This window comes from Paenibacillus sp. NN59, assembly GCF_057597225.1.
This window is the reverse complement of the sequence record NZ_CP199678.1, coordinates 3999903-4024745: the sequence shown is the minus strand read 5'-3', so window position 1 is coordinate 4024745 and position 24843 is coordinate 3999903. Positions and strand designations below refer to the sequence as shown.

Sequence of the window (24843 nt, the reverse complement as noted above, 5' to 3'; positions counted from 1 at the left end):
TTTCACATGGCCTGAATAGAAAGGATGACGACTGTGCATTCAGATCGTAATAAATTACTTGCATTTTTATTAAATCTGTTCCCTGGGCTTGGGTTCCTCTATTGGCGGCGAACGGCTCGAGCTGTAGTTTACCCGTTATTATTTTTTGGAACGGGCATTGGTTTTGTCATGCTGACCTATTTGGTCGGTGATAAGGATCTACTAGTCTTTGGATTATTAGGTGTGATCTTTATCTGGTGTCTCAGTATGCTAGACATGATTATTGTGTTGCTCTCTGCACCTTCCGTCCGAGAAATGTATTACAACGGACAAGGTATGCATTATGGTCATCCTGAACATCATCAAGGTTCAACCTATCCAGAGGGTTATGTTAGAGAACAAGGACCAATGGGGGCTATAAATCAGAATGACATGCATCGCCAGGGTGCTGAGGATGAGCATGAATATGGCGGATTTCCTGGTGGGGCAACCTATACGGGACCTCACCCCATGTACCGTAAGGGAAGTGAAGGGGAGCGTTTTTTCACCATTTTGCTTTCATTTGTGCCTGGTCTTGGACATTTACATCTTGGATTGCTTCACCGGGGCTTATCCTTTTTGATCGCATTTTTTGGTTCATTCGCCATGATGGTGTTCGTATCCGCCATTACAAACGAATCTATATTTTTGATGTTTTTGCTCATTCTGCCTGTAATCTGGGTGTACTGCATGTTCGATGCGGTCCAGCATGTACATCGCAAGCAGGCTGGTGAAGTGTTACAGGATCGAACGTTATTTGAAGAGCTCGAGACAGGCAGAATTATGGGCAAGCGCAGCAAATTGCTGGCTACACTGCTCTCCGCTTTTCCGGGTGCGGGGCATATGTATCTCGGATTGCAAAAAAGAGGTCTGCAACTTATGTTTTTGTTCCTTGGTAGCATCTACATTCTGGACCTGCTTCGTTTATCTGTGTTCCTGTTTATGATTCCACTGATCTGGTTCTATAGCTTCTTTGACGGACTTCAATGCTCAAGTCGGTATGGACGTGAACCGCTTAATGATCAGCCGGTCTTCAAAGACTGGGTTAAACATCAGCGTTTTATCGGGATGGGAATCGCGGCTCTCGGTTTGTACTATTTGACGATCCGCCTGATTATTCCGCAATTAAACGAGATGTTTCCGAATGTGTTCCTGACGTATGAGATTCGTTCGTATTTGAACACAGTTATCGTTTCCTTTTTGCTCATCTTTGGTGGGTTAAAGTTGTTATTTGGAAAACAGCGTGAGTCTACTGCTGAGGCATCGATGGCCAATGCAAACCACACGAAGGATGATGAATTGGAAAGTCTCTTTTTATTCAAGGATCGAGATAAACGATGATTCGTTTACAAGAAACAGTATAAAAAGCAAAACACACCAGGACTGATCTCAAGCCGCTGGTGTGTTTTTTTAATAATCTATTTTTGTGCGCCTTTCAGCAAAAGCTGACGGTACATCACTTCGAACAAAAATTCAAAAGCTTCCAGATGACGTTTCGCCTCAAAAGCATCCTTACCCCACGCATAAATCCCGTGGTTACGCAGCAGAATTCCAGGAACATTAGCGTCTAGTGCACCCGGTACCAATTCAGCGATGGAAGGAATATGTGCGAAGTTGGGCAGAACAGGAACACGAATGGCTGCATTTTCTTCCCAAATGTTAAAGGCTTTGATCAATTCAATACCTTGAATCGGCACATGACCATCTTCACCGAAAAATTCGCTGATGAGGTTGTTAAACACCGTATGCACATGGAATACCGCGCCACAACCGGTTAAACGATAGATTTCACAGTGAATCAACGTTTCGGCGCTCGGCTTCAACGTAGTCGCTTCGATCGCTTTGCCTTCCTTATCAACAAAAAGGAAATCTTCCGGCGTACGCAGGGACTTGTCTTTGCCTGAGGCCGTCACCGCAAAATAAAATTGTTCCGGGTCGAAATCACCCACCCGCATCGACAGGTTGCCACTTGTACCTGGAAACCAGTTTCGGCTTGCGAACAATGCTTTGACATCCGCCAGTTCTTCCAGAACCTGACGTTTATGTTCCAGTGTAATCTTTTCAAAACCCATCTTTACAGCACTCCTTGTAATTGCTTCTGCTTCATATCTTCGATGATGTCATAAAAGGTCGTAAAAGGCACATGATCTACACCAAGTTCCACACATTTATCCGTCAGAATGGAGCGGGAGTAGACCAGATCAGCGATTTTAGCTCCTTCGAAGTCTGTTAGACTGTCTCCGATCAGAATCCGGTTATACTGTTCTTCCGGAAACGTACGAATTACGGTCGTTTTACACATCCCGCAACCGTTGTTGCAAGGGGGCTGACAGGGATGCGGCCATTCAATGCGAATGTGTTCACCGGAGAAATCTGCACCGTTACAGTATACATGATCCTGCGGAATGTCGAAGGGGGCGAGTAAGGGCTCAATGAAGAAGTCCATGCCACCGCTGGTCACATTAAATTCGATGTCCTCACTGCGAACATACTCCAGAAATGCTTGGAATCCTTCACGAATGCCTGCTTGTCCAAGAACAAATTCAACAATTTCATCTTTTCGCGAGGAAGGCAGGAGAGCAAACATGGCTCCCACCCCTTCGCGAAGAGATATTTTTTGTTCAATCGTGTCTTTCATGATGGCATCGATACCTTCTGGTTTGAAGTGTTTCATAATGGCGACAATGTTGTCTGAGAGCGTAATGGTTCCATCAAAATCACAGAAAATTGCTGTTTTCTTATCTGATCTCATCGTTCTCCACCCCACAGATCAAGTGCGCTTTTCAGCTCGGGGTGCTCGGAAGCATACTCGGCCAGTGGAATGGAGCGCCCAGCGGCTTCAATGGCTTGCAAGAACGCACGTCCACCTGCTTCGGTTCCCATGGGATGTCCGTGAATTCCTCCGCCGGCATTGACGATCACATCCTTGCCGAAGTCTCTCAGAATCATCGGAACAAGCCCTGGATGAATTCCTGCTGAAGGCACGGGCATACTTGTTCTTACAGGTAGATCAGATGTGAGCAATTGCTCAGTGATCGCCATATTTTCTTCCTTCGGCATCGTAACCGAACCGTAAGGTGAAGGGAAGAGCACGAGATCAGCACCGGCGAGACGCATCAACTGTCCCAATACAACAGACGCAGAAATACCGTAATGCGGTGATGGATACAAAGCACCGGCAAGTGCCGGGTGAGCCATGATTGGCACGTTAATGTCAGGATCACTGCTTAGTTCATGCAACACATCATAACCATAGGAGAGCACATTGAAGAGTAACGCATTCGCACCTGCACTGATCGCACGTTCAGCTTGTTGTTTCAAACGGGAGGTAGGTCCCGTCAAATTGGTGGCGTACAGAAGTTTTTTGCCTGTTTCTTGGCGAGCCTGTTCGGCAGCCTTCATGCAGACCTCAACTCTTTTTTCAATCGGTGTAAGCTTGTTCTCAAACAGGATTTCATCGTCTTTGATCAGATCAACGCCCCCAAGAGCCTGACGGATAAACTGCTCCCGCAGTTCTTCGGCATTCAGTCCAATAACCGATTTGAAAATACTCATCAGCAAAGGACGATCATGAACTCCAAGCAGATCCCGCACACCGCTCAGTCCAAACTTCGGTCCCGGGAAAGCGCGCAAGAAGTTATCTGAAAATCCGAGATGATTCAGCTTGATGCGTCCGTCCATCGAGATTTTGCCAAAAACGGTGACAAGCAAAGCCGGGATATCTTGACTAAAGTTAATATCCGGGTATCCAATGGTGATATCTGCATAACGTTCTCCAGGTGCTAATCCTTCCGCTTCGTGTACCTCGACCTTGATCACTTCACCCAGATGTTTTTGCATGGCTTCCCGCTGCGCCTGAGGTAGCTCCGTCCAACTGCCCACGGTCATACCTATGGCAATCGATTGAGCTTTTTTGTGAAAATCGGCATGATCATCATGCAGACGATATGTGGCAGTACACATGTTATTCATGTTTTAAATCTCCTTCCAACGCAGCTCCCATCTCGCGAGAACGTTCTGCACAGCGGCTCACGGCCGCAATGACATTTTCAAAGAAGTCTCCTTCATCCAACGTTTTCAGAGCTGCCTGTGTTGCACCTCCAGGCGAGGTTACATCACTGCGCAGTTTCATCGGTTCCATGCCCGTCTGTTGCACCATGCGTGCTGCACCAAGCACCGTCTGAACGGTTAGATCACGAGACTGTTGACCAGACAATCCGCCGCGGATTCCGGCTGCAATCATGGCTTCCATTAGGTAGTATACATAAGCAGGTCCGCTGCCGGAAATACCCGTAAGCACTTCGAGTTTGTCTTCTGGCACAATCGTTACGATGCCTACAGCTTCGAAAAGGGACATGACTGTACTACGCTGTTCATCGGTAATCTCCGCAGAGAAAGCAAGTCCAGTGGCACCAAGTCCAATGGTGCTGGAGGTGTTAGGCATCGTTCTTGCAATCGGCTGTTTGCGGCCAAGCAGGCTCTGCATCGTACGGATCGATAGTCCAGCTATAACGGATACGATTAGCTGGTTTGGAGACAACAGGGGTCCCAGTTCACGAAGCGCCGCCGCGGCATCTTTGGGTTTCATACACAGCACAATCACAGGGGAAGAGGAAAGGATATCCATTGATTTTGAGGCTGTTCCGGTATGCACGGCATAACGGGTGCTCAGTTCCTCCTGACGTTTCAAGTTGCTGCGATTCAGCATCGTAATATCCTGAGGACGAACGACAAGGCGGGAAATGAGCCCACGCACGATGGCTTCAGCCATCGCACCTGCTCCGTGGAAAGTAATCTTTTGTTGTAGTAGTGTCTGTTGCTCTTGGCTCATGTATATCGTTCCTCCTATATAACTGGTTGCTTAAAAATTATTGACGAATCTGACCATTGCCTGTAATCCGGTATTTACTTGACGTTAGTGCAGGCAGTCCCATTGGGCCCCGTGCATGCAACTTCTGTGTACTGATTCCAATCTCGGCACCGTATCCGAATTCGAATCCGTCGGTGAAACGAGTGGAAGCATTATGATAGACAGCCGCCGCATCGACTTCTTGCATAAACCGTTCTGCATGCGCGGCATCACGGGTCACAATGCATTCGGAATGCTTCGTTCCATAGTGTGCAATATGCTGCAAAGCTTCATCCAGATTTTCAACAACTCGGATGTTCAAAATATAATCGTTATACTCTGTTGCGTAATCTTCCTCTGTGGCCTGGGCCGCTGTCGGAACAAGGCGACGCACCGTTTCACAACCTTTTAGAACGACACTTGCTTCACGGAAGCGCTCAGCCAGAGTTGGGAGATGCTTTTCTGCATAGTTCGCATGTAGTAGCAAGGTTTCCATAGAGTTACATACCGATGGGCGCTGTGCTTTGGCATTGATAGCAATATCGGTTGCCATGGCTTCGTCCGCTGATTCATCCACATAGGTATGACAGATGCCAGCACCCGTCTCAATGACCGGTACGGTTGCGTTCGCTACGACAGTGCGAATCAGTGAAGCACCACCACGTGGGATGATAACGTCCAGCAGTCCGTTCAGCTTGAGCATTTCGTCAACGGAAGCACGGTCTGCGTCTTCTACCAACTGAAGTGCATCTGCAGGCATTGCCGTAGTTGCCAGCGCTTGATGTAGCGCCTCAACAATTTTTCGATTGGAGGAGAGAGCAGAAGAGCCGCCGCGCAGAAGTACAGCATTGCCTGTTTTGAGACAAAGGCCTGCAGCGTCAACCGTCACGTTAGGACGAGCTTCATAAATAATGCCAATCAGGCCAATCGGAACTCTTGATTTTTCGATGTGCAGGCCATTCGGACGTGTAAAAGTTTCCAGCACTTCGCCCACAGGATCGGGTAATTCCGCGATCTGACGTAAGCCTTCAGCGATGCCTGTGATGCGCTCTTTATTCAGTGCCAGACGATCCAGCATGGATTCAGGAGTGCCTTGTTCTCTGCCGCGATCCAGATCTTCCACATTTGCAGTAATGATGGCATCCGCCGAAGCAATCAAGGCGTCAGCCATAGTGCGCAGTGCGGCGTTCTTCTGTTCCGTACTCAGCCGATTTAATTCGGTGACGACAGCTTTGGCTTTACTTGCTTTTTCTCTAACTTCACTCATCTTAAATCCTCCTCTAGTTCAGCTATTATTTCAAGGTAATCCATTCATCGCGATGAATCACTTCAAGTCTATGGATGCTGTTCAGCTGTTTCATGACCTCGCCGCTTGGCAGTCCCGCAATCTGACGAAGCTGATCATCATCGTAATTGACGATGCCACGTCCGAGTAGCGACTCATCGGGGCCAAGTACTTCGACCACATCGCCCGCATGGAATGTTCCCAGAACTCGCTTTACGCCTACGGGAAGCAGACTGTGCCCACCGTGAACGAGCGCTTCCTCAGCACCATGATCAACAACAACTGTCCCAAGCGGAGTGGACATGAAGCCAAGCCATTGTTTTTTGCGAGAGAGTGAGGCCAGCTTGGTCTCAAAATAAGTTCCTTTTCCGATTCCATCCAAAGCGAGTTGCATGTCCCCAGGTTCTTTCACACTGCCTACAAAAACAGGAACACCTCCGCGTGTGGCGACTTTGGCCGCATCCACCTTGGAGCGCATACCGCCTGTGCCTACAGCTGATCCCGAACCGCCGGCATATGCATATATCTCGGCTGTGATTTCAGGAATACGGTCATATCGTTTCGCGGCAGGGTCTTTACGTGGATCAGCGGTGTACAACCCATTCGTATCTGTGACGATAATAAGATGCTGTGCCCTCACCAGATTGGCTACCAGCGCAGATAACAAATCGTTATCACCGAATTTTAGTTCGTCGACAGATACAGTATCATTTTCGTTAAAAATCGGAATGACCCCTTGCTTGAGCAGTTCCTCTACGGTCATACCGGCATTTCCCATGCGTTTACGGCTGTGGAAGTCGGTGCGGGTCAGTAATATTTGCGCTGTAGTAACGCGGTGCGCCGCAAAAGCCTGTTGATATGCCTGCATCAGCAAAGCCTGCCCAACCGCCGCAGCCGCTTGTTTCTCATGTAGTTGTTTGGGACGCTGAGGGTAACCGATCTCCCGGAATCCGGCAGCAACGGCACCAGAAGTGACGAGCAGAACTTCGTGGCCCTGAGCAACAAGAGAGGCCATTTCATCTGCGAAAAAGGATATCGCCTGGCGATCCAATCCGCCTTCTTCGGTGGTTAATGAGCTGCTTCCGATTTTAACGACAATACGTGAAGTCATGATTTCACTTCCTTAAACATAATTAATCAGTGATTGCGAAGCAGTCTGCTCAGGTACAAAAAAAACTCCCGTCCTTTGGTTAAAAAGGACGAAAGTTCGTTACTTCCGCGGTACCACCTTTATTGATGATCATGATCAGATCATCCGGCTCATGCCCTGTAACAGAAGGCACTGTCCTGTACACAACAGGCCGCTCAGGGGTAGGTTTCGGAGAGAAGCCGCGGTAAATTCTTGCAGCCAGATGGAATTTACTCTCTGTGCGCAACTGATTCTCTCTTACTGGTCCCGTCATCACGTTTCGTTTACTATTTCTTATAACATACCATGGAAAGTTGGCATATGCAAAGAGATTGTAGCCATGTGTTCAGCTTTCACTTATTTGAAAAGATGAAGCTTCCCAATTCGCTCCGCCGCTTCACGCAGTCGTTGCTCATCACTCAGAAGACCTATGCGTACGTAACCTTCTCCGTGGGAGCCAAAACCGATACCAGGCGCGACAGCAACCTTGGCTTCTCGTAGCAGAATTTCAGCCAAACCAGAGGAGGTATATCCTTCCGGCACAGGCAACCATCCAAAGAATGAACCTTCCGGCTTGGACGCTTGCCAACCGATCGCGGAAAGCGCCTCGTAAAATGCATCACGACGAGATTCATATCGTGCGACCAGTGAAGTGACACAGTCCTGCGGGCCTGTCAGAGCTTCCGCAGCGGCAGCTTGGATACCGCCAAACAGGCTGACATAGATATGATCCTGTAGCAGATTGATTTTAGAGATGATCTCCGCATTCCCCAGTGCAAATCCGACACGCCATCCTGCCATATTATATGTTTTGGAGAGGGTGTAGAACTCGATGCCTACCTCTTTGGCTCCTGGAGCTTGCAAGAAACTGACAGGACGACGCCCGTCATATCCAATTGCACCATAAGCAAAATCACTGGCAACGACAATCTGATTCTGAATCGCAAATTCAACAGTGTCCTCGTAAAAGGATAGCGGAGCGGTGGCCGAGGTTGGGTTGTTGGGATAGTTCAGGAACATAAGCTTGGCCTTCTGCCGATCATCAGCGGAGATTGCTTCATAATCGGGTAGAAATGCATTGGATTTCAATAGAGGCATAAAGCCCATACGCGCCTGCGCGAGAGCAACGCCTGACCAATAGTCAGGATACCCTGGATCGGGAACGAGACATACATCCCCGGGTTTCAATAAGACTTGAGGTAATTGAACCAGTCCGGTTTTGCCACCAAATAGAATAGCGACCTCGGTCTCGGGATCAAGATCAACGTTGTAATCTTCTTTGTAACGTTTGGCAACGGCTTCCTTCAGGAAGGCATACCCGCGGAACGGAGAATATTTATGATAAAGCGGATTTTCAGCCGATTGCTGTAAAGATTGAACAATATGTGGTGGAGTAGGGGTGTCAGGATTACCTTGCCCCAGATTAATGACATCATGACCGCTCGCAATCTCGCGGTTCACATTTTGAACAAGGGTCGCAAAAAATTGCGTTGGCAACTGTGACATGACATTTGCAGAGGGGATTGGAAAGGCTGAAAGAGAAAATCTATGTTCTGAATTCGTCATCGTATATATCACTCCATGATGTTCATATATGGCAAAACGTTCTCATTAATTTATCACGTCAATCCCGAGCTGTATAGAGGGAGATAGATGTGAGGAAGAACATTTTTGTACAAAAGGGAAATGCAAAATTCAAGTTTATCCATTGAGATCAGAAAATCCATGAGTTAAGATATTTTACGATAATGATAATCAATATCATTTGAGAAAATTTGAGAGCACATCAAACAGGGGGAAAAATAGAGATGCAAAGCAAGTTCCATAACAAGTTCCGAAATACGGCCCTTTTATTGACAGTCACAGCGTTGTCTGTACTTTTATTCGCATGTTCAAACGAGGCATCGACATCTGCACCAGCTTCAGAGAATCCAGGTAATATATCGGTTAATCAGGCAAGTAAAGACACGGAAACCGAAAAACAAACTTCTGCAGATGAGGATAACGTCGGACAGACAAGACAGTTCAAGGATTGGACAGGTCATACCGTGACTGTGCCTGTTACTCCTCAACGTGTAATCTATCATGGCGAAGTTACAGGGGATCTGGTCGCACTGGGCGTTATCCCGGTGGGCATACTTCGGCAGGAAGGCATGGTGTTTGACGAGCAGGTCGCGGATTCGGAAGATGTAGGATTTCCGTTTAGTGTAGAGAGGGCCGTTGGACTGAACCCGGATCTGATTATTTTTTCGAATAGTGATGAGGCACAGTATGATCAGATTTCAAAAGTCGCACCTACAGTAACCTTTGATTCATTCGCAACATTGGAGGAGCGCATGCGAACGTTAGGCGACCTGTTAAACAAAAAAAAGGAGGCAGAGGACTGGATTACAGCGCATCAAACCGCAACAGAGCAAATGTGGAAAAAGCTTCATGATCATGGCCTAAAAGAAGGAGAGACAGCATCGGTGTTTACGATGTATCCGGGGAATCGTCTTTTTGTGATGGCTGGAGCCGGGTTACCTCAGTTGTTATATGGCAAGAATGGGATGGAACCAACACCTGAAATCCAGAAGTTATTGAATGAGGGAATGGGATTTGCGGAGATTTCTACGGAAAAAATGACAGAAATTGCTGGTGATCGGATATTTATCCTCGAACCAGTAACGGAAGATGCCAAGCAGTCCACCAAGGAATTGATGGACAGCGCAGTATGGAAAAACCTGCCCGCCGTTAAAGCTGGCAAGGTGTATCATTTTGATATTGTCAAAGCTTCGGGTGATGCGATGTCCAGAGAATGGTTATTGAAGGAGCTGCCCGAGCAGATGATTCAATGATAAAGTTCAAGGGAATCCGACAATCGAATCACCACCAAATGAAATCTTAAAATTCCCAAAAGCGATCAACTTTGGTTGAGCGCTTTTTTGATACGAATTATCTGTAAGGAGCTCATTACAAAATGATCTAGATATAAGATTAGTACTAGACTATAATGACTCCATAGAGTTTTTAATGATAATAATTCTCAGTAATGCTAGGAGATAAATGAACATGAAAACGTTGGATGTGAATCAAGATAAGTTATTTTTTTCGACATTCATGTTTCGGCTGGAGCATCTGGAGCGACGAATTGAACGATCTAATCAAATCATGCTGGAGGTGCAGTGTGATAAACATACATTTTTAATCTGTGAAGAAGGAGAAGGGCACTTGTACATCGGCCAGGAATACTGGCCTTTTACTGCGGGTTGTATCTATCCGATTTCTCCTGGCGAGGCATACCAGCTGGAACACAGGAATTCAAACCATTTGACTTATACGGTTATGGCATATGATGCTTTTCAGGTTTTTTCCGGCCTTCTCAAGTTGTATTCACCGCCTTTATTTAAGCAACGCGCTCAGTTCAACGATGCTACATATGAGTCTGTGAGCAGAGTGTTAGTCGAATTGTTTGCATCCCGAAATTATAAAAATGATGCGGAGTATTGCAATCTAAATGTGGGGTTTCAGCGATGGATGAAACGGATCATAACTCGTTATACCACAAAAGGTACTGATACAAATTCGGAGTCCAGGTTAACCCGGACTATTCAGTATATTGATGAGTGTTACAGAGATGAGATCACGGTCCATAAGCTTGCGAATATGGCTGGTGTTCGTCCTAAACTATACACGACAATGTTCAAGCAACGTACTGGTCAGAAACCGCTTGATTACATCAATCATGTTCGAATTCAGCATGCCAAAGATTGGTTACGCAAGACAGATGAGCCTTTACGTGATATCGCGAGCCGTGTCGGATTCAAAGATGAATATTATTTTAACAGACGTTTTCGCCAGATTACCGGACTATCTCCTCGTCAGTATGACAGATCTATTCAACAACAGACCTTGGTTCAGGATTGGTTAGGACACGATGTACGAATTCCCGCTAATCCAGAGCGAGTGATCTATTATGGAGATACTGCGGGGGATTTGCGAGTATTAGGTATCCATTTAATTGAGGATGAGGAGTATAATGCAGGCACTCCGATCAATGTTGAAAAGACGATTCGTTTGAAGCCGGATCTGATCATTATAGATAGTGAAGATGAGCATCAGTATGAGCAATTAACGCGTATTGCGCCTACGCTGGCTTACAATTCGCATGCGCCTCTTCATGAACGTTTGACGAGAGTAGGGGACTGGTTTGGCAGGCAGAAACAAGCCAAGCGATGGCTGAGTTCGTATGAAGAACGTACATTGCAGATGTGGGAGAAGATTAGCAAAATAATTCATCTGGGAGAAACAGCCTCAGTACTCACATACCACCGGGGAGCTCGCTTGTTTGTGATGGGAAATATCGGACTTGCGCCATTATTATATCACCCATTTGGTTTCAGGCCTGTTCATAAGGTTCAGGAAGCTCTTGCAGCAGGCAGAGCATACAAAGAGATTTCGGCTGATGCGGTTCAAGAATATGCTGGAGATTATCTGTTCCTCATGCTACCTCAGGAGCCAGATGCACGGCAGGCGACAGAGAAACTGATACAGAGTCCAGAGTGGAGAGCTCTTACGGCTGTAAGACAAGGGCGTGTGTATCCTTTGGAGGAATTGGCCTGGAATTCAGGTGATGCACAGATATGTGACCAGTTGCTGGAGAGGTTACCTGAACTGTTAGGTAGTCATCTGAGTTAATACGGTTGCGAATTTTCTAGGGATCAAGCTATGATATCAAGTATTACAGTTCGGAGGAGTGTTGGGTCATGACTGAACAAGGGGAAATGCGGGTTGTTTTGATTCAAGGGGATATTAAACTGGGAGATCCGGAAGCTAACCATCAACATATGCAGAGGTTGCTTGAACGCGCAGTGGAGCAATATCCAGATGCAAAGCTGGCCGTGCTTCCCGAAATGTGGAACACTGGATATGCTTTGCCGCAAATTCATGAGCTTGCTGACCCGGAAGGGAAGACGTCAAGAGAATGGCTGTCTGCTTTTGCGAAAAAACATCAAATCTCCATCGTGGGCGGTTCTATAGCCGAGAAGCGTGACGGACAGATCTACAATACGATGTATGCCTATAGTGAGGAAGGAACAGAAGTATCACGTTATGATAAACTTCATTTGTTTCGTCTGATGGATGAAGAAAAATACTTGGAGCCGGGTGCACGGCCTGAAATGTTTGAACTCGGCAACGGTCTGACGGCGGGGGCATCGATCTGTTATGATATTCGGTTTCCAGAATTAGCTCGAACCCTCGCTCTGAATGGTGCACGTGCATTAATTGTGCCTGCTGAATGGCCTAATCCTCGTCTGCATCACTGGCGCACATTATTGACTGCTCGGGCTATTGAGAACCAGATGTATGTTATTGCGTGTAACCGCGTCGGCAAAGGGGGAGACACTGAATTTTTTGGACACTCCTTGATCATCGACCCTTGGGGAGAGATCGTAGCTGAAGGCGGTGAAGGCGAAGAGATTGTATCTGGAGTCATCCGTCCTGGTTTGGTTGACGAAGTTCGCGGACGTATCCCGGTGTTTGAGGATCGCAGACCAAGCATTTATTTTAGCGGGAAATAGTTTTTCTCTAAAAAAATGGCATATGCTGTTTATCGCTCCAGGAGGCGGGTAATAATAACTATCCCGTCACCAAGGAGGATGATCAATCAATGGACAACCATGTGAAAGATACGCTCAGGAGACTGGAACAAGGCAACAGAAGGGTAGATCACTTAAGAGCATTCTTAGAGAATGGGACAGGAGGCTTGTCACCCCCTGAGAATTCGCAGGAAGAAGGCCGTGCCATGGATCAACAGAACAGGCTGACAAGTGATCGTAATCTGCGAAGGTAAAGGATAGAATCATGCTTGCGCAGAATGACTGAAGGTTACGTATCAAGATGATGTGAGACATGCTAGATAAGCTATGATATATATGCAATTATTTGAGACAAGACAAGTTAAGTGGTATGACAGTGACAGTGAAATGAAGGTTGATGCGTGAATTGCCTTAATTTTATGTATTAACAAGCAACATTGTGCTGTAACAAAACATGCTACATTTTTTGTGGATCAGTTGTTCAGCTGGTCTGTAAACGAAAAAAGCTGTCCCGTAGTCATTAGACTATGTGGACGGCTTTTTTGGTAAGAGCTTATAAGTGTTCTCGTCAACGTGATTACACAATGCAAATCATAAATCCACGAACTTGTTACAGCAACGGTTTAATCTGTTTTGGAAAGCTCGGCAACGGTTTGCCGAAATGTCTGTATAAAAGCTTCGGCTGCCTTGGATAGGACGCGCCCTTGACGATAAGCGACGACAAGCGTACGACTTGGCGTTGGATCGGCAAGTGGGACATATACAGGCACGAACTCACTGCGGGGTGCACGGGCGATAAAACGGGGAACCAGAGTGATGCCCATGCCTGTTGCCACCAGAGATTGCAATGTTTCAATGTTGGTGCTCTCAAAAACCACCTGCGGGTCAAAACCGGCCTGTTCGCAGAGATCAAACGTCAGCTTGCGGAAGCCCTGTCCTTTTTTTAATACAACGAAGGGTTCATCCCGAAGCTCATCAATCCGCACAGGCTGCAGATGGCCCGGGGTTCCCCGATGAGCCAAAGGGTGGTTCGGCGGTACAGCCAGATCTATACGTTCCTCGCCAATCTTGACATAAGACAAACTGGACTCCTGCAAAGGTAGAGAGAGCAGGCTGAGGTCAGCTTTGCCGCTGGCTGTTAACTTTTCGAGTGTAATCCCGGAATCTTCTAACAAAGTTACTTCGATGTCGGGGTACGCTTGTTGAAAGGCTGGGAGCACATGCGGAAGCAGATGAGAACCGGTAATCGGCATACTGCCTACAACAACCTTTCCTTTGCGAAGCTGCGAGATATCCGACATTTCCTGACGCAACAGCTCAATGGCATCCACAATCTTTTGGGCCTGTTCAACAAAAGTAACTCCCGCGTGTGTCAGCTCAACAGTGCTGGTATTCCGTTGAAAAAGCAATACGCCAAGTTCCTTCTCAAGTTTGGACAGTTGCTGACTGAGTGAAGGCTGGGCAATATGTAATTTTTCTGCGGCTCGTGAGAAGTTCCGTTCAGCAGCAATCTGTAGTGTATATTGAAGTTGTCTGAATTCCATAATGATACGTCATTCCTTTCATCGATGTCGTTATTATAACATTAATGAGCACGGGTTCGTTATTCTTATCAGGGAAGCATGGCCCGGACAAGAATTCAAAAAGAGAAATTAAAGCATTGACAGGGCCAAGACATGCACGTAGTATAAGTTATACATGATAATGATAATTGTTATCAATTAAAACCTCTGTATTCTACAGTGGTTCATTGCTGTTTGTCTTATTATAGGTTAAACCTATCACATCTATAGATATTATATCTTGGAACAATGAAGGACGGGGTGATATATTTAGGTCATTCAAGAGCTTCACTTTTAGACAAAGATGCACGAAGCTCTTCCAAGGACCGAACTTATGATGAGGTGAAAATGATGAGTAAAAAAACGATGTTTGAGAAAATTTGGGAAAATCACGTAATTCATCAGGAAGAAGGAAAACCAAGCATCCTGTATATCGACTTGCACCTGGTGCATGAAGTAACATCTCCGCAAGCATTTGAAGGACTTCGTCTGAGCGGTCGTAAAGTTCGCCGTCCAGAACTGACATTTGCAACGATGGATCACAACGTGCCAACGAAGGATCGTTTCAACATTACAGATCCGATCTCCAAACAGCAAATTGACACACTGTCTCAGAACTGCCGTGATTTCGGCGTGAAGTTGTACGATCTGGACACGATTGACCAAGGTGTAGTACACGTTATGGGACCTGAGCTGGGCCTGACTCATCCAGGTAAAACGATTGTATGCGGCGACAGCCACACATCTACTCACGGGGCATTTGGTGCACTTGCATTTGGTATCGGAACAAGTGAAGTGGAACACGTTATGGCAACACAATGTTTGCAGCAAGCAAAAGCAAAAACGATGGAAGTTCGTTTTGTCGGCAAACGTAACCCGGGTGTTACGGCGAAAGACATGATCCTTGCGGTCATTGCCAAGTACGGCACAGACTTTGCAACAGGTTATGTTATCGAGTATACAGGGGAATCCATCCGTGAACTGAGCATGGAAGAGCGTATGACTGTATGTAACATGTCCATTGAAGGTGGAGCAAGAGCAGGACTGATCGCTCCGGATGAAACAACGTTTGAATATCTGCGTGGACGCGAGTATGTTCCTACAGGTGCTAAGTTTGATGAAGCTGTTGCAGCATGGAAAGAGCTTGTGACGGATGAAGGTGCTGAGTTTGACCATGTCGTTGAAATTGATGTGGAATCACTGATCCCACAAGTAACCTGGGGTACTAGCCCAGGCATGGGAACCGATATTTCGTCCAAAGTTCCTGTACCAGCAGAACTGCCTACAGAAAATGAGCGTAAAGCGGCTGAAAAAGCGCTTGAATATATGGGACTTACACCTGGAACACCGATTGCAGAGATTCCGATTGATTATGTATTTATCGGTTCTTGTACGAATGGACGGATTGAAGATCTGCGTGCAGCGGCAAAAGTGGCCAAAGGTCACACCGTTTCCAGTAATGTAACTGCTATTGTTGTACCAGGCTCCGGACGTGTTAAAATCCAGGCGGAAGAAGAAGGTTTGGACAAAATTTTCACTGAAGCTGGTTTTGAATGGCGTGACGCAGGATGCAGTATGTGCCTTGCGATGAATCCGGACGTACTGAAGCCGGGACAACGTTGTGCATCTACTTCCAACCGTAACTTTGAAGGGCGTCAAGGACGCGGAGGACGGACGCATCTGGTGTCACCAGCAATGGCGGCAGCGGCAGCGGTTAAAGGTCATTTTGTAGACGTACGTGACTGGAATTTCAAAACAGAAGCAGCGATCTAAGCGATAATCGCCAGAAGGGAGAACGGAACATATGGAAGCATTTCAAACACTGCAAGGCATCGTGGCACCGGTAGACCGGGTCAATGTAGATACAGACGCAATTATCCCGAAACAATTTTTGAAGCGGATTGAACGCACCGGATTTGGACAGTTTTTGTTCTACGAATGGCGTTTTGATGAAGAGGGAAACAACAATCCTTCCTTCGAAATGAACAAGCCTCGTTATGAAGGAGCATCAATTCTAATTTCTCGTGCTAATTTTGGTTGCGGGTCTTCCCGTGAGCATGCACCATGGGCAATTATGGATTATGGATTCCGTTGTGTCATTGCACCATCTTTTGCGGATATCTTCTATAACAACTGTTTCAAAAACGGAATTTTGCCGATTAAACTGTCCGAAGAGCAGGTAGAAGACTTGTTCCAGCGTACAGCAAAGCATGAAAATTATGAGATGAATGTGAATCTGGAAAACAAAACGATTACAGACGCACACGGATTGCATATCGATTTTGATCTGGACGAACACCGTCGTCAATTCCTGTTGCAAGGACTGGATGACATCGGTCTGACACTTCAACATGATGATGCGATTACTGCCTATGAAGAGCGCCATGCGGCTAAACTTTTTGGCTGAATAGAGTGATTAAACACCAAGCCTCCATCTGGACAAGGAATGTTCACGTTCCTTTGCTCAAGATGGAGGCTTCTTTAATTTGTTATTTTCCGACTAAATATGACAACGTTGTAACCGGATCACTAGACATTATCTGATAGACTGGATAGTAGATTATGGAAGGGTACATAGCGTAATACAGGTAGTGAATCAGGCCTCAAATCTACATAACTTAACTAGAATGGTGGATGACGAATGAAGAAATGGTCGGCAGCAGTCATTTTTTTTCTGTTCCTTTGTCTTTTCCCAGTGATGGCTCATGCAGACCGTGCGCCTTCGATCGTGCTTGATGGAGTCACCATTGACCAAAAAGTAGGAGCACCCGCAGAGAATATTGGGAAAACGGTCATGGTTCCGATTCGGATTGTATCCGAAAACCTGGGTTATGACGTGAAATGGGAACAGGCAACGCAAACGGTGCACGTTCAGCGAGGCAAAAGCTCCATCGAGATGACGGCTGGCAAAGATGCAGCTACGATTAATGGAAATGTCGTCAATCTGGATGCACCTCCCTTGATTAAACAGGGTACAACACTAGTACCTTTGCGTTTTGTAGGTGAGGGCATGGGACTACAGGTAGGATGGGACAATGGTACTAAAACGGTTAGCCTGTTTAGTATTCCACCTGTAGTAGATACGGAGCCTGACAGTGATCCGGTGGTGACTCCTGCCCCGGTTGGTTTGACGGAACTGCAAAGCATAAGTTACAGCGGAGACCGTTTAATCGTTGCGACAAATGGAAACATCAGCCCTAAAGTGTCTAGTATTAGCGGGCCTGAGCGGATTATTGTAGATCTGCCGAATACAACCTTTTCACAGACATTTGTACAGGGACAGGCTTCGAATCCGGACGGAAGTGGGCAAATCGATGTCATGGACTCATCTCTTGTTTCTAAAGTCCGATTTGCCATGTTCAGCCAGTCGCCATCGACGGTGCGAGTGGTTTTGGATCTAAATCAAAGTACAACAGCAAACTGGTCACTTGGAGAGAATAACGTGTTGCTCGTTGATCTCTCAGCTACGAATGGAACATCGGGTAGTCAGCCAGCCTTACCGGAGAATAACGGTAAAACAGTGATTGTTATTGACCCTGGACATGGTGGACGTCAGTCTGGCGCAGTCAGTGTATCAGGTGCTTACGAAAAAGATTTTAATCTAGCGGTAGGACTTAAAGTGAAGGCGCTTCTGGAACAGCATGCCAACATTCAGACCGTGATTACACGTCAGGATGATACAGAACTTTCCTTGCAACAACGTGTGGATATAGCGAAGCTGAACCAGGCGAATCTGTTTGTGTCCATTCATGGAAACAAATTCACAACTCCGGTTCCAAACGGGATAGAAACATTGTACACACGAAAAGAAAGTAAAAGTTTAGCGGAAATCCTTCACAAGCACGTATTACCTGTTACAGGACTTAAAGATCGCGGCGTAAAAGTGGCGAGTCTGCACGTGACTCGGGAAACATCGATGCCGGCTGTACTCCTTGAATTAGGTTTTTTGAGCAATCCAACCGATGAAGCTCTGATGCTTACAGAGTCATATCAGGATCAGTGTGCTCAAGCGATTGTCGACGGAATTTTAGATTATTTGAGTTTGTAGAATGGGATTTTTCGTAAATATGCAGAGTAGGGAAGTCCGTTGTTTCAAGATGCATAATTGATAAATTAGGAAAAAATAAGACATTAAAATGTAAAAAAAGCTTGATCTGACAACGTTTTTTTTCTGTTATGTTGGAATATATTCGCAACTTTTGAGATTGGGAGACGTCTAATAGGTGTCTGGTAATGCCCAAGTGCGCAGTGAAAGTTGCAAGCCTACAACATGCGGCAAAAAAATATGAGATTGGTAGGGGTGAAGGATGAAGAAGTTCGGTTTTTTGGTACTGTTATTTGTCTTTGGGCTCGTTTTCCCGGGCTATAGTCATGCAGCAGCAGACACGAAAATTATCCTAGACGGGAATGAGATCGTACAGCCTTCGGATGCGAAAGCGGATAACATCAATGGTAAGGTGATGGTTCCGATTCGTACGGTTTCCGAAAGTTTGGGATACTCTGTCGATTGGAAACAACAGTCGCAAACGGTGACGATTAGCAAAGACAACACTGCCATGCAGATGATTGTTGGACAGAAGACGGCAACAGTGAACGGCAGTAACGTAGACCTGGATGCCCCGCCCCTCGTAAAAAATGGTACGACTTTAGTACCACTCCGTTTCATCGGAGAGCAAATGGGTCTTAAGGTGGGTTGGAACAACACCACGAAGACGGTAACATTAGTTACCCAGAATGCAGGTTCCGGAAACGGGACAACCACTCCCCCGAACTCTGGTAACGATGGCGGAGGATCGAGTCAGGAAGGTCTTGTACAAGTGAACGGCATTAGCTTTAGCGACAACCGTTTCATGATTGCTACAAGTGGAAGCACAAAGCCGAACGTATTTACGATGAACGGCCCGGATCGAATTGTAATTGATCTGCCAAATACGGCTTTTGCGGATTCGTTTAGTCAAGGTCAGGCGCTGGATAGCAATCAAAATGGTCAACTCGTTGTTAACGGTTATCCAGATGTGTCTCAAATTCGTTATTCCTTATATAGCAACAGTCCTTCTACCATTCGGTTTGTTATTGATCTGACAGGCGCCAAAGGGTACAGTGTGCAGAACGATTCAGGATTGCTCATCATTGATCTAAACAATCAAGGTAGCACACCTGCTCCGCCCGTTGGTGGGAATGGCAAGAAAGTTGTAGTCATCGATGCGGGGCACGGAGATCAAGACCCTGGAGCGATTGGTGTTACAGGCAAAAGAGAAAAAGATTTCAATCTTGCCATGGCATTAAAAGTGGAGGCACTTCTGAAAAAAGAGCCTCAGATCGATGTCGTATTAACACGTAGTGATGATACATTTCTCGCACTGAAAGAACGTGTGAAGGTTGCACAGAACATAAATGCAGATATCTTCATCTCCATTCATGCGAATAGCGGCCCTGTCGCGGCAACGGGGGTAGAAACTTTTTATTCCCGCTCGGTTAGTAAGGAACTGGCTAATATTATGCACAAGTATCTCGTGAAGTCTTCCGGTTTAAAAGACCGGGGAGTAAAAATGGCCAGTCTCCACGTAACCCGTGAAACAACGATGCCTGCGGTGCTGTTAGAGGGAGGATTCCTTAGCAACAAGAGTGATGAAGCTGTATTGTTTACGGAAAATTTCCAGAACAATGTAGCCAAAGGTATTGTTGCTGGGATCAAGGAGTATTTGGGAATTTAATAAGGGACAACCCTTATGCTGAGGAGGATGAGTTAGAATGAACAAAAAAATATGGATCGCAGCTTTGCTGGTAACGGTTATGGCCGTAGCTGCTGGATGTGGTAGTAAACCGACAGCTGCTCCAAACCAGACACAAGGTGCGGGATCAGAGACACAAACAGGGAACGGCGCTACAGAAGTGGACGGTCAGGTCATTACCGACCCTACTACGGCTGGTTCCGAGGATAACACAACACCATCTAACTCAGCGAACGGAAGCTCGGAGGGAACAACGTCTTCTGGTGGAGCTTCTTCTGGTGAAGTATCTACGGACAAACCTTCAACATCCGATAGCAAGGAGAAGAAGTCTATCGAAGTGTTTTATACCGATCCGGAGGAGCTGGAACTTCACAAAGCGTCAGCCGAAATTACGTTTGCATCGGAAGATGACAAATATAAAGAGGCTTTTGCTTCTTTGCAGCAAAGCAAAGATGAGAAGCTCGTTCCGCTATGGTCCAAGGATATTGAGCTGAAATCAGTTCAATTCAAGGATGGAGCACTGACACTGGATATTCATATGCCGGATACGGCACGTCTTGGTGCTGGTGGTGAATCGTTTGCCATCGATGCGTTGAAACAAACGTTCTTCCAGTTCGATGAGGTAAAATCACTTGATCTGCTGGTAGATGGTAAATCAACTGAAAGTTTGATGGGACATGTGGATCTTGAACATCCAATGACAAGATCCAATTAAGTTTTGCTTCAAGTGCGTTACCGTAGACTCACGGATTGAGGTCGTTTTTATATGAGAGAGGGGAATCATAGGTGACTTTTAAATATAACCATCCATCACACTCTAAAAAAGTAGTATCAGCCGTGCTTGCAGGCATGATGGCCCTTAGCGCGGGTGGAGCTGCTATGGCAGCAGACACAACAGAAACGGGACAGGGCCAAAATGCGGCAGTACAAAGTACGGCTGCACCAACAGGTTTGTTTAGTGATATCAAGGCTGGATACTGGGCTGAGAAACATGTATACAAGCTGGCGTATCAAGGTATTCTTCTCGGCAATAACGGCCTGTTTCGTCCAGGGGACGCGGTAACGCAACAAGAAGCGATAACGATGGCCATCCGTTTTATGAATACGGAATCGCAGTTGAACACGAGCACGGCTGCGGCATTACCGACAAATATGCAAGTAGGAAACTACTTTAAGCCATATGTTGCGCTTGCACTTCAATTGGGACTCGTGGATAAAACGGAAGAAGCATCATCTGATGTCTCCAAAACAACATGGGGACAAAAGCCGGCAACTCGTGAATGGATTACTAAACTATTAATCCGCTCGTTGAACAAAGATGCTGAAGCGAAAGCACAGAATAATCAGTCCACTGGATTTGCTGACAACGCAAATATTTCAGACAGTGCGAAAGGGTATGTAAATCTGGCTGTTAGTTTGGATCTGGCCAAAGGTTTGGAAAACAACAAGTTCAATCCGACAGGCTCTGTAACTCGTGCTCAGCTTGCGACATTTTTTAGTCGTGGTGAATCATTGACGGATACGAAGTATCCGAATACTTCTACGGGTTATGTTACCGGATTGAAAGACGGGCAGATCACGCTACTAGTTGACGGTAAAACGGTTAACTATGCAGTGAACAGCAATACCCCGTACTTTACCAAAGATAGTGAAACACGCGCATCTGCATCGGATGTGAAACTATATACGAAAGTTCTTATCGTTGGTTCGGCAGGTGCAGCTTCCTATGTGGAGGTTGTTGATGCCAAGCAACAAATGGAGAGCGTAGAAGGTACGTTTGCGCGTGCATTGTCCGGGAACAAAATCGGTCTCTTTGTAGGCGAAAACTATGAAACATATACTTATGATGAGAATACTGCATTCATGGATCAGAACGGAAAAGCAATTAAATTGTCTGATATTACAGTGGACAGCATCATTGAAGTACAGCGCGAGACGTTCTCTGCTGACAAAAAAACAGTGGTCATCCGGGTTAAATCCGGTATCGTTAACAAGAGTGATAGCGGTGTAGTTGCGGAAGTGGTTACTTCCGGAAAAACGATCAAGCTCGTGAATGCTGCGGGGGCAACAGAGCAGTATACGTATACAGATAATCTAATTATACGTTATCAAAACCGCATTTTGTCTTTGGCTGATTTGAAGGCAGGCAGCACTGTGAAATACACTGTCAAAGACAGTGTTCTGCAGACAATTGAGCTGAATCAGGGCGTAGAACAATCCGTTCGTGGAACATTAGTTGAGATCGGCGGCAACCAATCCACATTGACGTATAAACGTGATGGAGGTTCACTTGAAGCAAAATTGCTGAGCGAGAAACCGGAAGTGATTATCAATGGTATTCAAGATGCAACGCTCAATGACCTGATTACAGATGCGAACAATGGTGACAAAGTTGAATTAACATTAAACAGTGATGACCAGGTAACGCGCATTCAGGTGATTGGCCGGCAAATGGAGCCTCTGAACGGGGCTACAGTTGTATCCTATAACAGTAAGACCAAAGTGCTTACTGTACTGGATGTAAATAAAAAACCTTATGTATTCACACTGGATGAAAAAACAAAAATGGACTATAACTCAGTCAAACCGACACTGGCAGGTCTGGAGTCCTTGCTCAATGACGGACGCAAACTGGATCTGACTTATGTGGGAACTCGTGCATTGTCTGTGAAGGTAATTTACAAATACGAAGGCACAATTAGTAATATTGATACAACAAACCGAAAAATCAGCTTGTTATCTGGCAACCAGACGATTACAGTTCCTTATACGACAGCACCAGCGGTTGAAATGTATAACAAATCAACGGCTAGTCTGTCTGATTTGAAGGTAGGGGATAATGTTGCGGTTACCCTTGGAACAAATCAGGATGTAGCGCAGAAGATTGCATTGAAAACAGTTGCTCAATTCGAAGTGGTCTCCATGGAATCCAGCGGTCGTGTTCGGGTAAAATCAGATCTGCTTACAAGTCAGTTTTATGTGGATCAAGCGGTATTGACTGGCGAAAGTGGTCAATCCATTACACCTTCCCAGTTGACTGCAGGCAATTTGATTAATGTAACGTTTGAAGGAGTTACACCGAAGGCTGTTCAAGTGGTTAAACGTACGCTGGCTGAGGTTACTGCAGTGGATGCAACTTCGGTTACATTGAAACAGTTTAATGGTGCGACAGATAAAGTATCTGTGAGTGGACCTGTTAAAGTTGTTAAAGCCGGTTCGATATTAACATCTTTGACTAACCTCACGGTTGGCGACCGTGTGGAAATGACTAAAGATACAGATAATTCCACGCGTTTCAGAGTGCTTACTGTCATGAGTAAACAGTTCTGGTCTTATGATGGAGTGGGTAACCAGATTTTGGTTAAACGCGAAACAACATCAGACATGAACTACCGTTTTGCACTGGGATCTAATGTATTTGTTCACCAGGGTGACAATACTTTAAGCGTGCAATCTCTCAGAGATAATGATAATATTGTATTGTATCTCCTGAACAACGTCGTGATGGAGATTCAAAAACAGTAATCGTTTCTTTTTCGAGGATCAAAAGAATGACCGTCTTGATACGGGATCTTTCCCGCATCAAGACGTTTTTTTTGCAAGCTTTTTGGATCCCCGCCAAGCTACTTGGCTGAAGCTTGAAGTAAGGCTCTACAGTGTGGAGCAGACTTGTGGGAGGTAGCCCTTCATGAATGCAGCGACGGTAAGACATATACTCGAAACCATGGAAGCCATGTTTCCTGATGCACATTGCGAGTTAAATCACAGCAATGCATTTGAACTAACGGTAGCGGTCCTTTTATCTGCGCAGTGCACAGACGAAACGGTGAACAAGGTCACTGCAGATTTGTTTCAAAAGTACAAAAGCCCGGCCGATTATCTAATGGTTCCTCTTGAAGAGCTGGAGCAGGATATTCGCCGAATTGGATTGTACCGAAACAAGGCCAAGCATATCCAGAACATGTGCCGAATTTTAATAGAGCAGTATGGCGGCGATGTACCGCAGGAACATGATCAGCTTGTCACCCTGCCAGGTGTCGGACGTAAAACCGCGAATGTTGTCGTTTCAAATGCGTTTGGAGTACCGGCGATCGCTGTAGATACTCATGTTGAACGTGTGTCGAAGAGACTGGGGCTCGCGGGTTGGGATGACTCCGTACTTGAAGTCGAGAAGAAACTGATGAAGCGCGTACCTCGGGATGAGTGGACAATAACTCATCACCGGTTTATATTTTTTGGACGCTACCATTGCAAGGCTCAAACTCCCCAATGCCATATCTGTCCGCTCTTAGACATATGCAGGGAAGGGAAAAAACGTATGAAAACGTCCCAGATCAGGAAAGATAAGGAACGTGTCACCACCCGAAAACGAAAATTAAATTCATAAGCAGAAAAGGATGAATAACGATGAAATGCATTTCCGTGTACACTGACAATTTTGAAGCCTTCTCCGATATTTTTGAACAAATCGTTGAACAGGAAATGGCGGAGAATGAAGAAAAAGAAGTTGAAGGCATTACTGTGAGTCACTCTGGTGACGTGCCTGAGCATTATCTGGAGCGTATGTCTACAAAGCCTGAGGTTGTGGTAATGAGAGACAAAGGCCGTGGCATTACCATTTTGCAACATGGTCAAGTTTTTGAAATCCTGTTGCCTACAATGGAAAACGCAGTATCTTAAGTTTTTGTT

The 24843-nt window shown here is 46.0% G+C and carries 21 protein-coding genes and 1 other annotated feature; of the genes, 13 read left to right on the top strand and 8 right to left on the bottom strand.

All coding sequences use genetic code 11. From position 1 onward, the window contains the following. Positions 1-33: 33 nt before the first annotated feature. Positions 34-1359 carry a multi-tm2 domain protein gene (locus tag ACT89M_RS17610; protein ID WP_487344767.1) on the top strand — a complete coding sequence of 442 codons (1326 nt, stop codon included), beginning with the start codon at positions 34-36 and terminating at the stop codon, positions 1357-1359. A 77-nt stretch (positions 1360-1436) separates the two neighbouring features. Here ACT89M_RS17610 and ACT89M_RS17605 read toward each other — a convergent pair whose 3' ends face one another. The 7 genes from ACT89M_RS17605 to ACT89M_RS17575 all read right to left on the bottom strand — a co-directional run bounded on the left by ACT89M_RS17605 (position 1437) and on the right by ACT89M_RS17575 (position 8847). Continuing rightward, positions 1437-2090: a methylthioribulose 1-phosphate dehydratase gene (locus ACT89M_RS17605; protein ID WP_154983654.1), complete on the bottom strand. Its 654-nt coding sequence runs from the start codon at positions 2088-2090 to the stop codon at positions 1437-1439. Positions 2091-2092: 2 nt separating this feature from the next. Further along, the gene (locus tag ACT89M_RS17600; protein ID WP_253493501.1) at positions 2093-2770 is read right to left on the bottom strand and encodes a 2-hydroxy-3-keto-5-methylthiopentenyl-1-phosphate phosphatase; all 678 of its coding nucleotides are present in this window, start codon (positions 2768-2770) and stop codon (positions 2093-2095) included. Next, on the bottom strand, positions 2767-3990 hold the full coding sequence (locus ACT89M_RS17595; RefSeq protein ID WP_186812256.1) for a 2,3-diketo-5-methylthiopentyl-1-phosphate enolase: 1224 nt from the start codon (positions 3988-3990) through the stop codon (positions 2767-2769). The genes ACT89M_RS17600 and ACT89M_RS17595 overlap by 4 nt, the downstream gene beginning before the upstream one ends. Further along, a complete protein-coding gene (proC, locus tag ACT89M_RS17590) occupies positions 3983-4849 on the bottom strand; it encodes a pyrroline-5-carboxylate reductase (protein WP_186811616.1) in 867 nt (288 codons plus the stop codon). Before proC ends, ACT89M_RS17595 begins: the two co-directional genes overlap by 8 nt. Before the next feature lie 37 nt (positions 4850-4886). Beyond that, the gene (locus tag ACT89M_RS17585) at positions 4887-6134 is read right to left on the bottom strand and encodes a glutamate-5-semialdehyde dehydrogenase (protein ID WP_308723384.1); all 1248 of its coding nucleotides are present in this window, start codon (positions 6132-6134) and stop codon (positions 4887-4889) included. Positions 6135-6159: 25 nt separating this feature from the next. Beyond that, positions 6160-7263 (bottom strand): glutamate 5-kinase, encoded by a 1104-nt coding sequence (gene proB / locus ACT89M_RS17580; RefSeq protein ID WP_253493513.1) that lies wholly within the window; start codon positions 7261-7263, stop codon positions 6160-6162. Positions 7264-7344: 81 nt separating this feature from the next. Beyond that, positions 7345-7564 (bottom strand) — a binding site (T-box leader). Between the two features lie 74 nt (positions 7565-7638). After that, positions 7639-8847 carry a pyridoxal phosphate-dependent aminotransferase gene (locus ACT89M_RS17575; RefSeq protein ID WP_308723383.1) on the bottom strand — a complete coding sequence of 403 codons (1209 nt, stop codon included), beginning with the start codon at positions 8845-8847 and terminating at the stop codon, positions 7639-7641. 242 nt (positions 8848-9089) lie between these two features. Here ACT89M_RS17575 and ACT89M_RS17570 point away from each other — a divergent pair, with 242 nt between their 5' ends. From ACT89M_RS17570 to ACT89M_RS17555, 4 genes are all read left to right on the top strand, one after another. Further along, positions 9090-10118 (top strand): ABC transporter substrate-binding protein, encoded by a 1029-nt coding sequence (locus ACT89M_RS17570; RefSeq protein WP_154983648.1) that lies wholly within the window; start codon positions 9090-9092, stop codon positions 10116-10118. Between the two features lie 214 nt (positions 10119-10332). Then, on the top strand, positions 10333-11958 hold the full coding sequence (locus ACT89M_RS17565; protein ID WP_186812255.1) for an ABC transporter substrate-binding protein: 1626 nt from the start codon (positions 10333-10335) through the stop codon (positions 11956-11958). 68 nt (positions 11959-12026) lie between these two features. Then, positions 12027-12842: a carbon-nitrogen family hydrolase gene (locus tag ACT89M_RS17560; protein ID WP_154890583.1), complete on the top strand. Its 816-nt coding sequence runs from the start codon at positions 12027-12029 to the stop codon at positions 12840-12842. Between the two features lie 89 nt (positions 12843-12931). After that, positions 12932-13114, top strand: coding sequence for a hypothetical protein (locus ACT89M_RS17555; protein ID WP_090917106.1), 183 nt, complete (start codon positions 12932-12934; stop codon positions 13112-13114). A gap of 369 nt (positions 13115-13483) precedes the next feature. Here the strand turns inward: ACT89M_RS17555 and ACT89M_RS17550 are convergent, their stop codons facing one another. Beyond that, positions 13484-14404 (bottom strand): LysR family transcriptional regulator, encoded by a 921-nt coding sequence (locus ACT89M_RS17550; protein WP_154957550.1) that lies wholly within the window; start codon positions 14402-14404, stop codon positions 13484-13486. A 369-nt stretch (positions 14405-14773) separates the two neighbouring features. Between ACT89M_RS17550 and leuC the strand changes: the two genes are divergently transcribed. From leuC to ACT89M_RS17510, 8 genes are all read left to right on the top strand, one after another. Next, positions 14774-16195: a 3-isopropylmalate dehydratase large subunit gene (gene leuC, locus ACT89M_RS17545; RefSeq protein WP_090917102.1), complete on the top strand. Its 1422-nt coding sequence runs from the start codon at positions 14774-14776 to the stop codon at positions 16193-16195. A gap of 31 nt (positions 16196-16226) precedes the next feature. Beyond that, positions 16227-16829 carry a 3-isopropylmalate dehydratase small subunit gene (gene leuD, locus ACT89M_RS17540; RefSeq protein ID WP_090917100.1) on the top strand — a complete coding sequence of 201 codons (603 nt, stop codon included), beginning with the start codon at positions 16227-16229 and terminating at the stop codon, positions 16827-16829. A 234-nt stretch (positions 16830-17063) separates the two neighbouring features. Further along, positions 17064-18470, top strand: coding sequence for an N-acetylmuramoyl-L-alanine amidase family protein (locus tag ACT89M_RS17535; protein WP_154957549.1), 1407 nt, complete (start codon positions 17064-17066; stop codon positions 18468-18470). A 259-nt stretch (positions 18471-18729) separates the two neighbouring features. Then, positions 18730-20136 (top strand): N-acetylmuramoyl-L-alanine amidase family protein, encoded by a 1407-nt coding sequence (locus ACT89M_RS17530; RefSeq protein ID WP_154983646.1) that lies wholly within the window; start codon positions 18730-18732, stop codon positions 20134-20136. 37 nt (positions 20137-20173) lie between these two features. Further along, positions 20174-20869 (top strand): GerMN domain-containing protein, encoded by a 696-nt coding sequence (locus ACT89M_RS17525; protein WP_154983645.1) that lies wholly within the window; start codon positions 20174-20176, stop codon positions 20867-20869. Positions 20870-20940: 71 nt separating this feature from the next. Beyond that, positions 20941-23679: an S-layer homology domain-containing protein gene (locus tag ACT89M_RS17520; protein WP_154890580.1), complete on the top strand. Its 2739-nt coding sequence runs from the start codon at positions 20941-20943 to the stop codon at positions 23677-23679. A gap of 163 nt (positions 23680-23842) precedes the next feature. Beyond that, positions 23843-24541 carry an endonuclease III gene (nth, locus tag ACT89M_RS17515; RefSeq protein ID WP_090917090.1) on the top strand — a complete coding sequence of 233 codons (699 nt, stop codon included), beginning with the start codon at positions 23843-23845 and terminating at the stop codon, positions 24539-24541. A 20-nt stretch (positions 24542-24561) separates the two neighbouring features. Next, positions 24562-24834 (top strand): NAD/NADP transhydrogenase alpha subunit, encoded by a 273-nt coding sequence (locus tag ACT89M_RS17510; RefSeq protein ID WP_090917088.1) that lies wholly within the window; start codon positions 24562-24564, stop codon positions 24832-24834. Positions 24835-24843 lie beyond the last annotated feature (9 nt).

What these genes read in the sequence shown, in the direction of transcription:
- ACT89M_RS17605 (WP_154983654.1), bottom strand. Translation starts at nt 2,090, where the DNA reads ATGGGTTTTGAAAAGATTACACTGGAACATAAACGTCAGGTTCTGGAA.
- ACT89M_RS17600 (WP_253493501.1), bottom strand. Translation starts at nt 2,770, where the DNA reads ATGAGATCAGATAAGAAAACAGCAATTTTCTGTGATTTTGATGGAACC.
- ACT89M_RS17595 (WP_186812256.1), bottom strand. Translation starts at nt 3,990, where the DNA reads ATGAATAACATGTGTACTGCCACATATCGTCTGCATGATGATCATGCC.
- proC (WP_186811616.1), bottom strand. Translation starts at nt 4,849, where the DNA reads ATGAGCCAAGAGCAACAGACACTACTACAACAAAAGATTACTTTCCAC.
- ACT89M_RS17585 (WP_308723384.1), bottom strand. Translation starts at nt 6,134, where the DNA reads ATGAGTGAAGTTAGAGAAAAAGCAAGTAAAGCCAAAGCTGTCGTCACC.
- proB (WP_253493513.1), bottom strand. Translation starts at nt 7,263, where the DNA reads ATGACTTCACGTATTGTCGTTAAAATCGGAAGCAGCTCATTAACCACC.
- ACT89M_RS17575 (WP_308723383.1), bottom strand. Translation starts at nt 8,847, where the DNA reads ATGACGAATTCAGAACATAGATTTTCTCTTTCAGCCTTTCCAATCCCC.
- ACT89M_RS17570 (WP_154983648.1), top strand. Translation starts at nt 9,090, where the DNA reads ATGCAAAGCAAGTTCCATAACAAGTTCCGAAATACGGCCCTTTTATTG.
- ACT89M_RS17565 (WP_186812255.1), top strand. Translation starts at nt 10,333, where the DNA reads ATGAAAACGTTGGATGTGAATCAAGATAAGTTATTTTTTTCGACATTC.
- ACT89M_RS17560 (WP_154890583.1), top strand. Translation starts at nt 12,027, where the DNA reads ATGACTGAACAAGGGGAAATGCGGGTTGTTTTGATTCAAGGGGATATT.
- ACT89M_RS17555 (WP_090917106.1), top strand. Translation starts at nt 12,932, where the DNA reads ATGGACAACCATGTGAAAGATACGCTCAGGAGACTGGAACAAGGCAAC.
- ACT89M_RS17550 (WP_154957550.1), bottom strand. Translation starts at nt 14,404, where the DNA reads ATGGAATTCAGACAACTTCAATATACACTACAGATTGCTGCTGAACGG.
- leuC (WP_090917102.1), top strand. Translation starts at nt 14,774, where the DNA reads ATGAGTAAAAAAACGATGTTTGAGAAAATTTGGGAAAATCACGTAATT.
- leuD (WP_090917100.1), top strand. Translation starts at nt 16,227, where the DNA reads ATGGAAGCATTTCAAACACTGCAAGGCATCGTGGCACCGGTAGACCGG.
- ACT89M_RS17535 (WP_154957549.1), top strand. Translation starts at nt 17,064, where the DNA reads ATGAAGAAATGGTCGGCAGCAGTCATTTTTTTTCTGTTCCTTTGTCTT.
- ACT89M_RS17530 (WP_154983646.1), top strand. Translation starts at nt 18,730, where the DNA reads ATGAAGAAGTTCGGTTTTTTGGTACTGTTATTTGTCTTTGGGCTCGTT.
- ACT89M_RS17525 (WP_154983645.1), top strand. Translation starts at nt 20,174, where the DNA reads ATGAACAAAAAAATATGGATCGCAGCTTTGCTGGTAACGGTTATGGCC.
- nth (WP_090917090.1), top strand. Translation starts at nt 23,843, where the DNA reads ATGAATGCAGCGACGGTAAGACATATACTCGAAACCATGGAAGCCATG.
- ACT89M_RS17510 (WP_090917088.1), top strand. Translation starts at nt 24,562, where the DNA reads ATGAAATGCATTTCCGTGTACACTGACAATTTTGAAGCCTTCTCCGAT.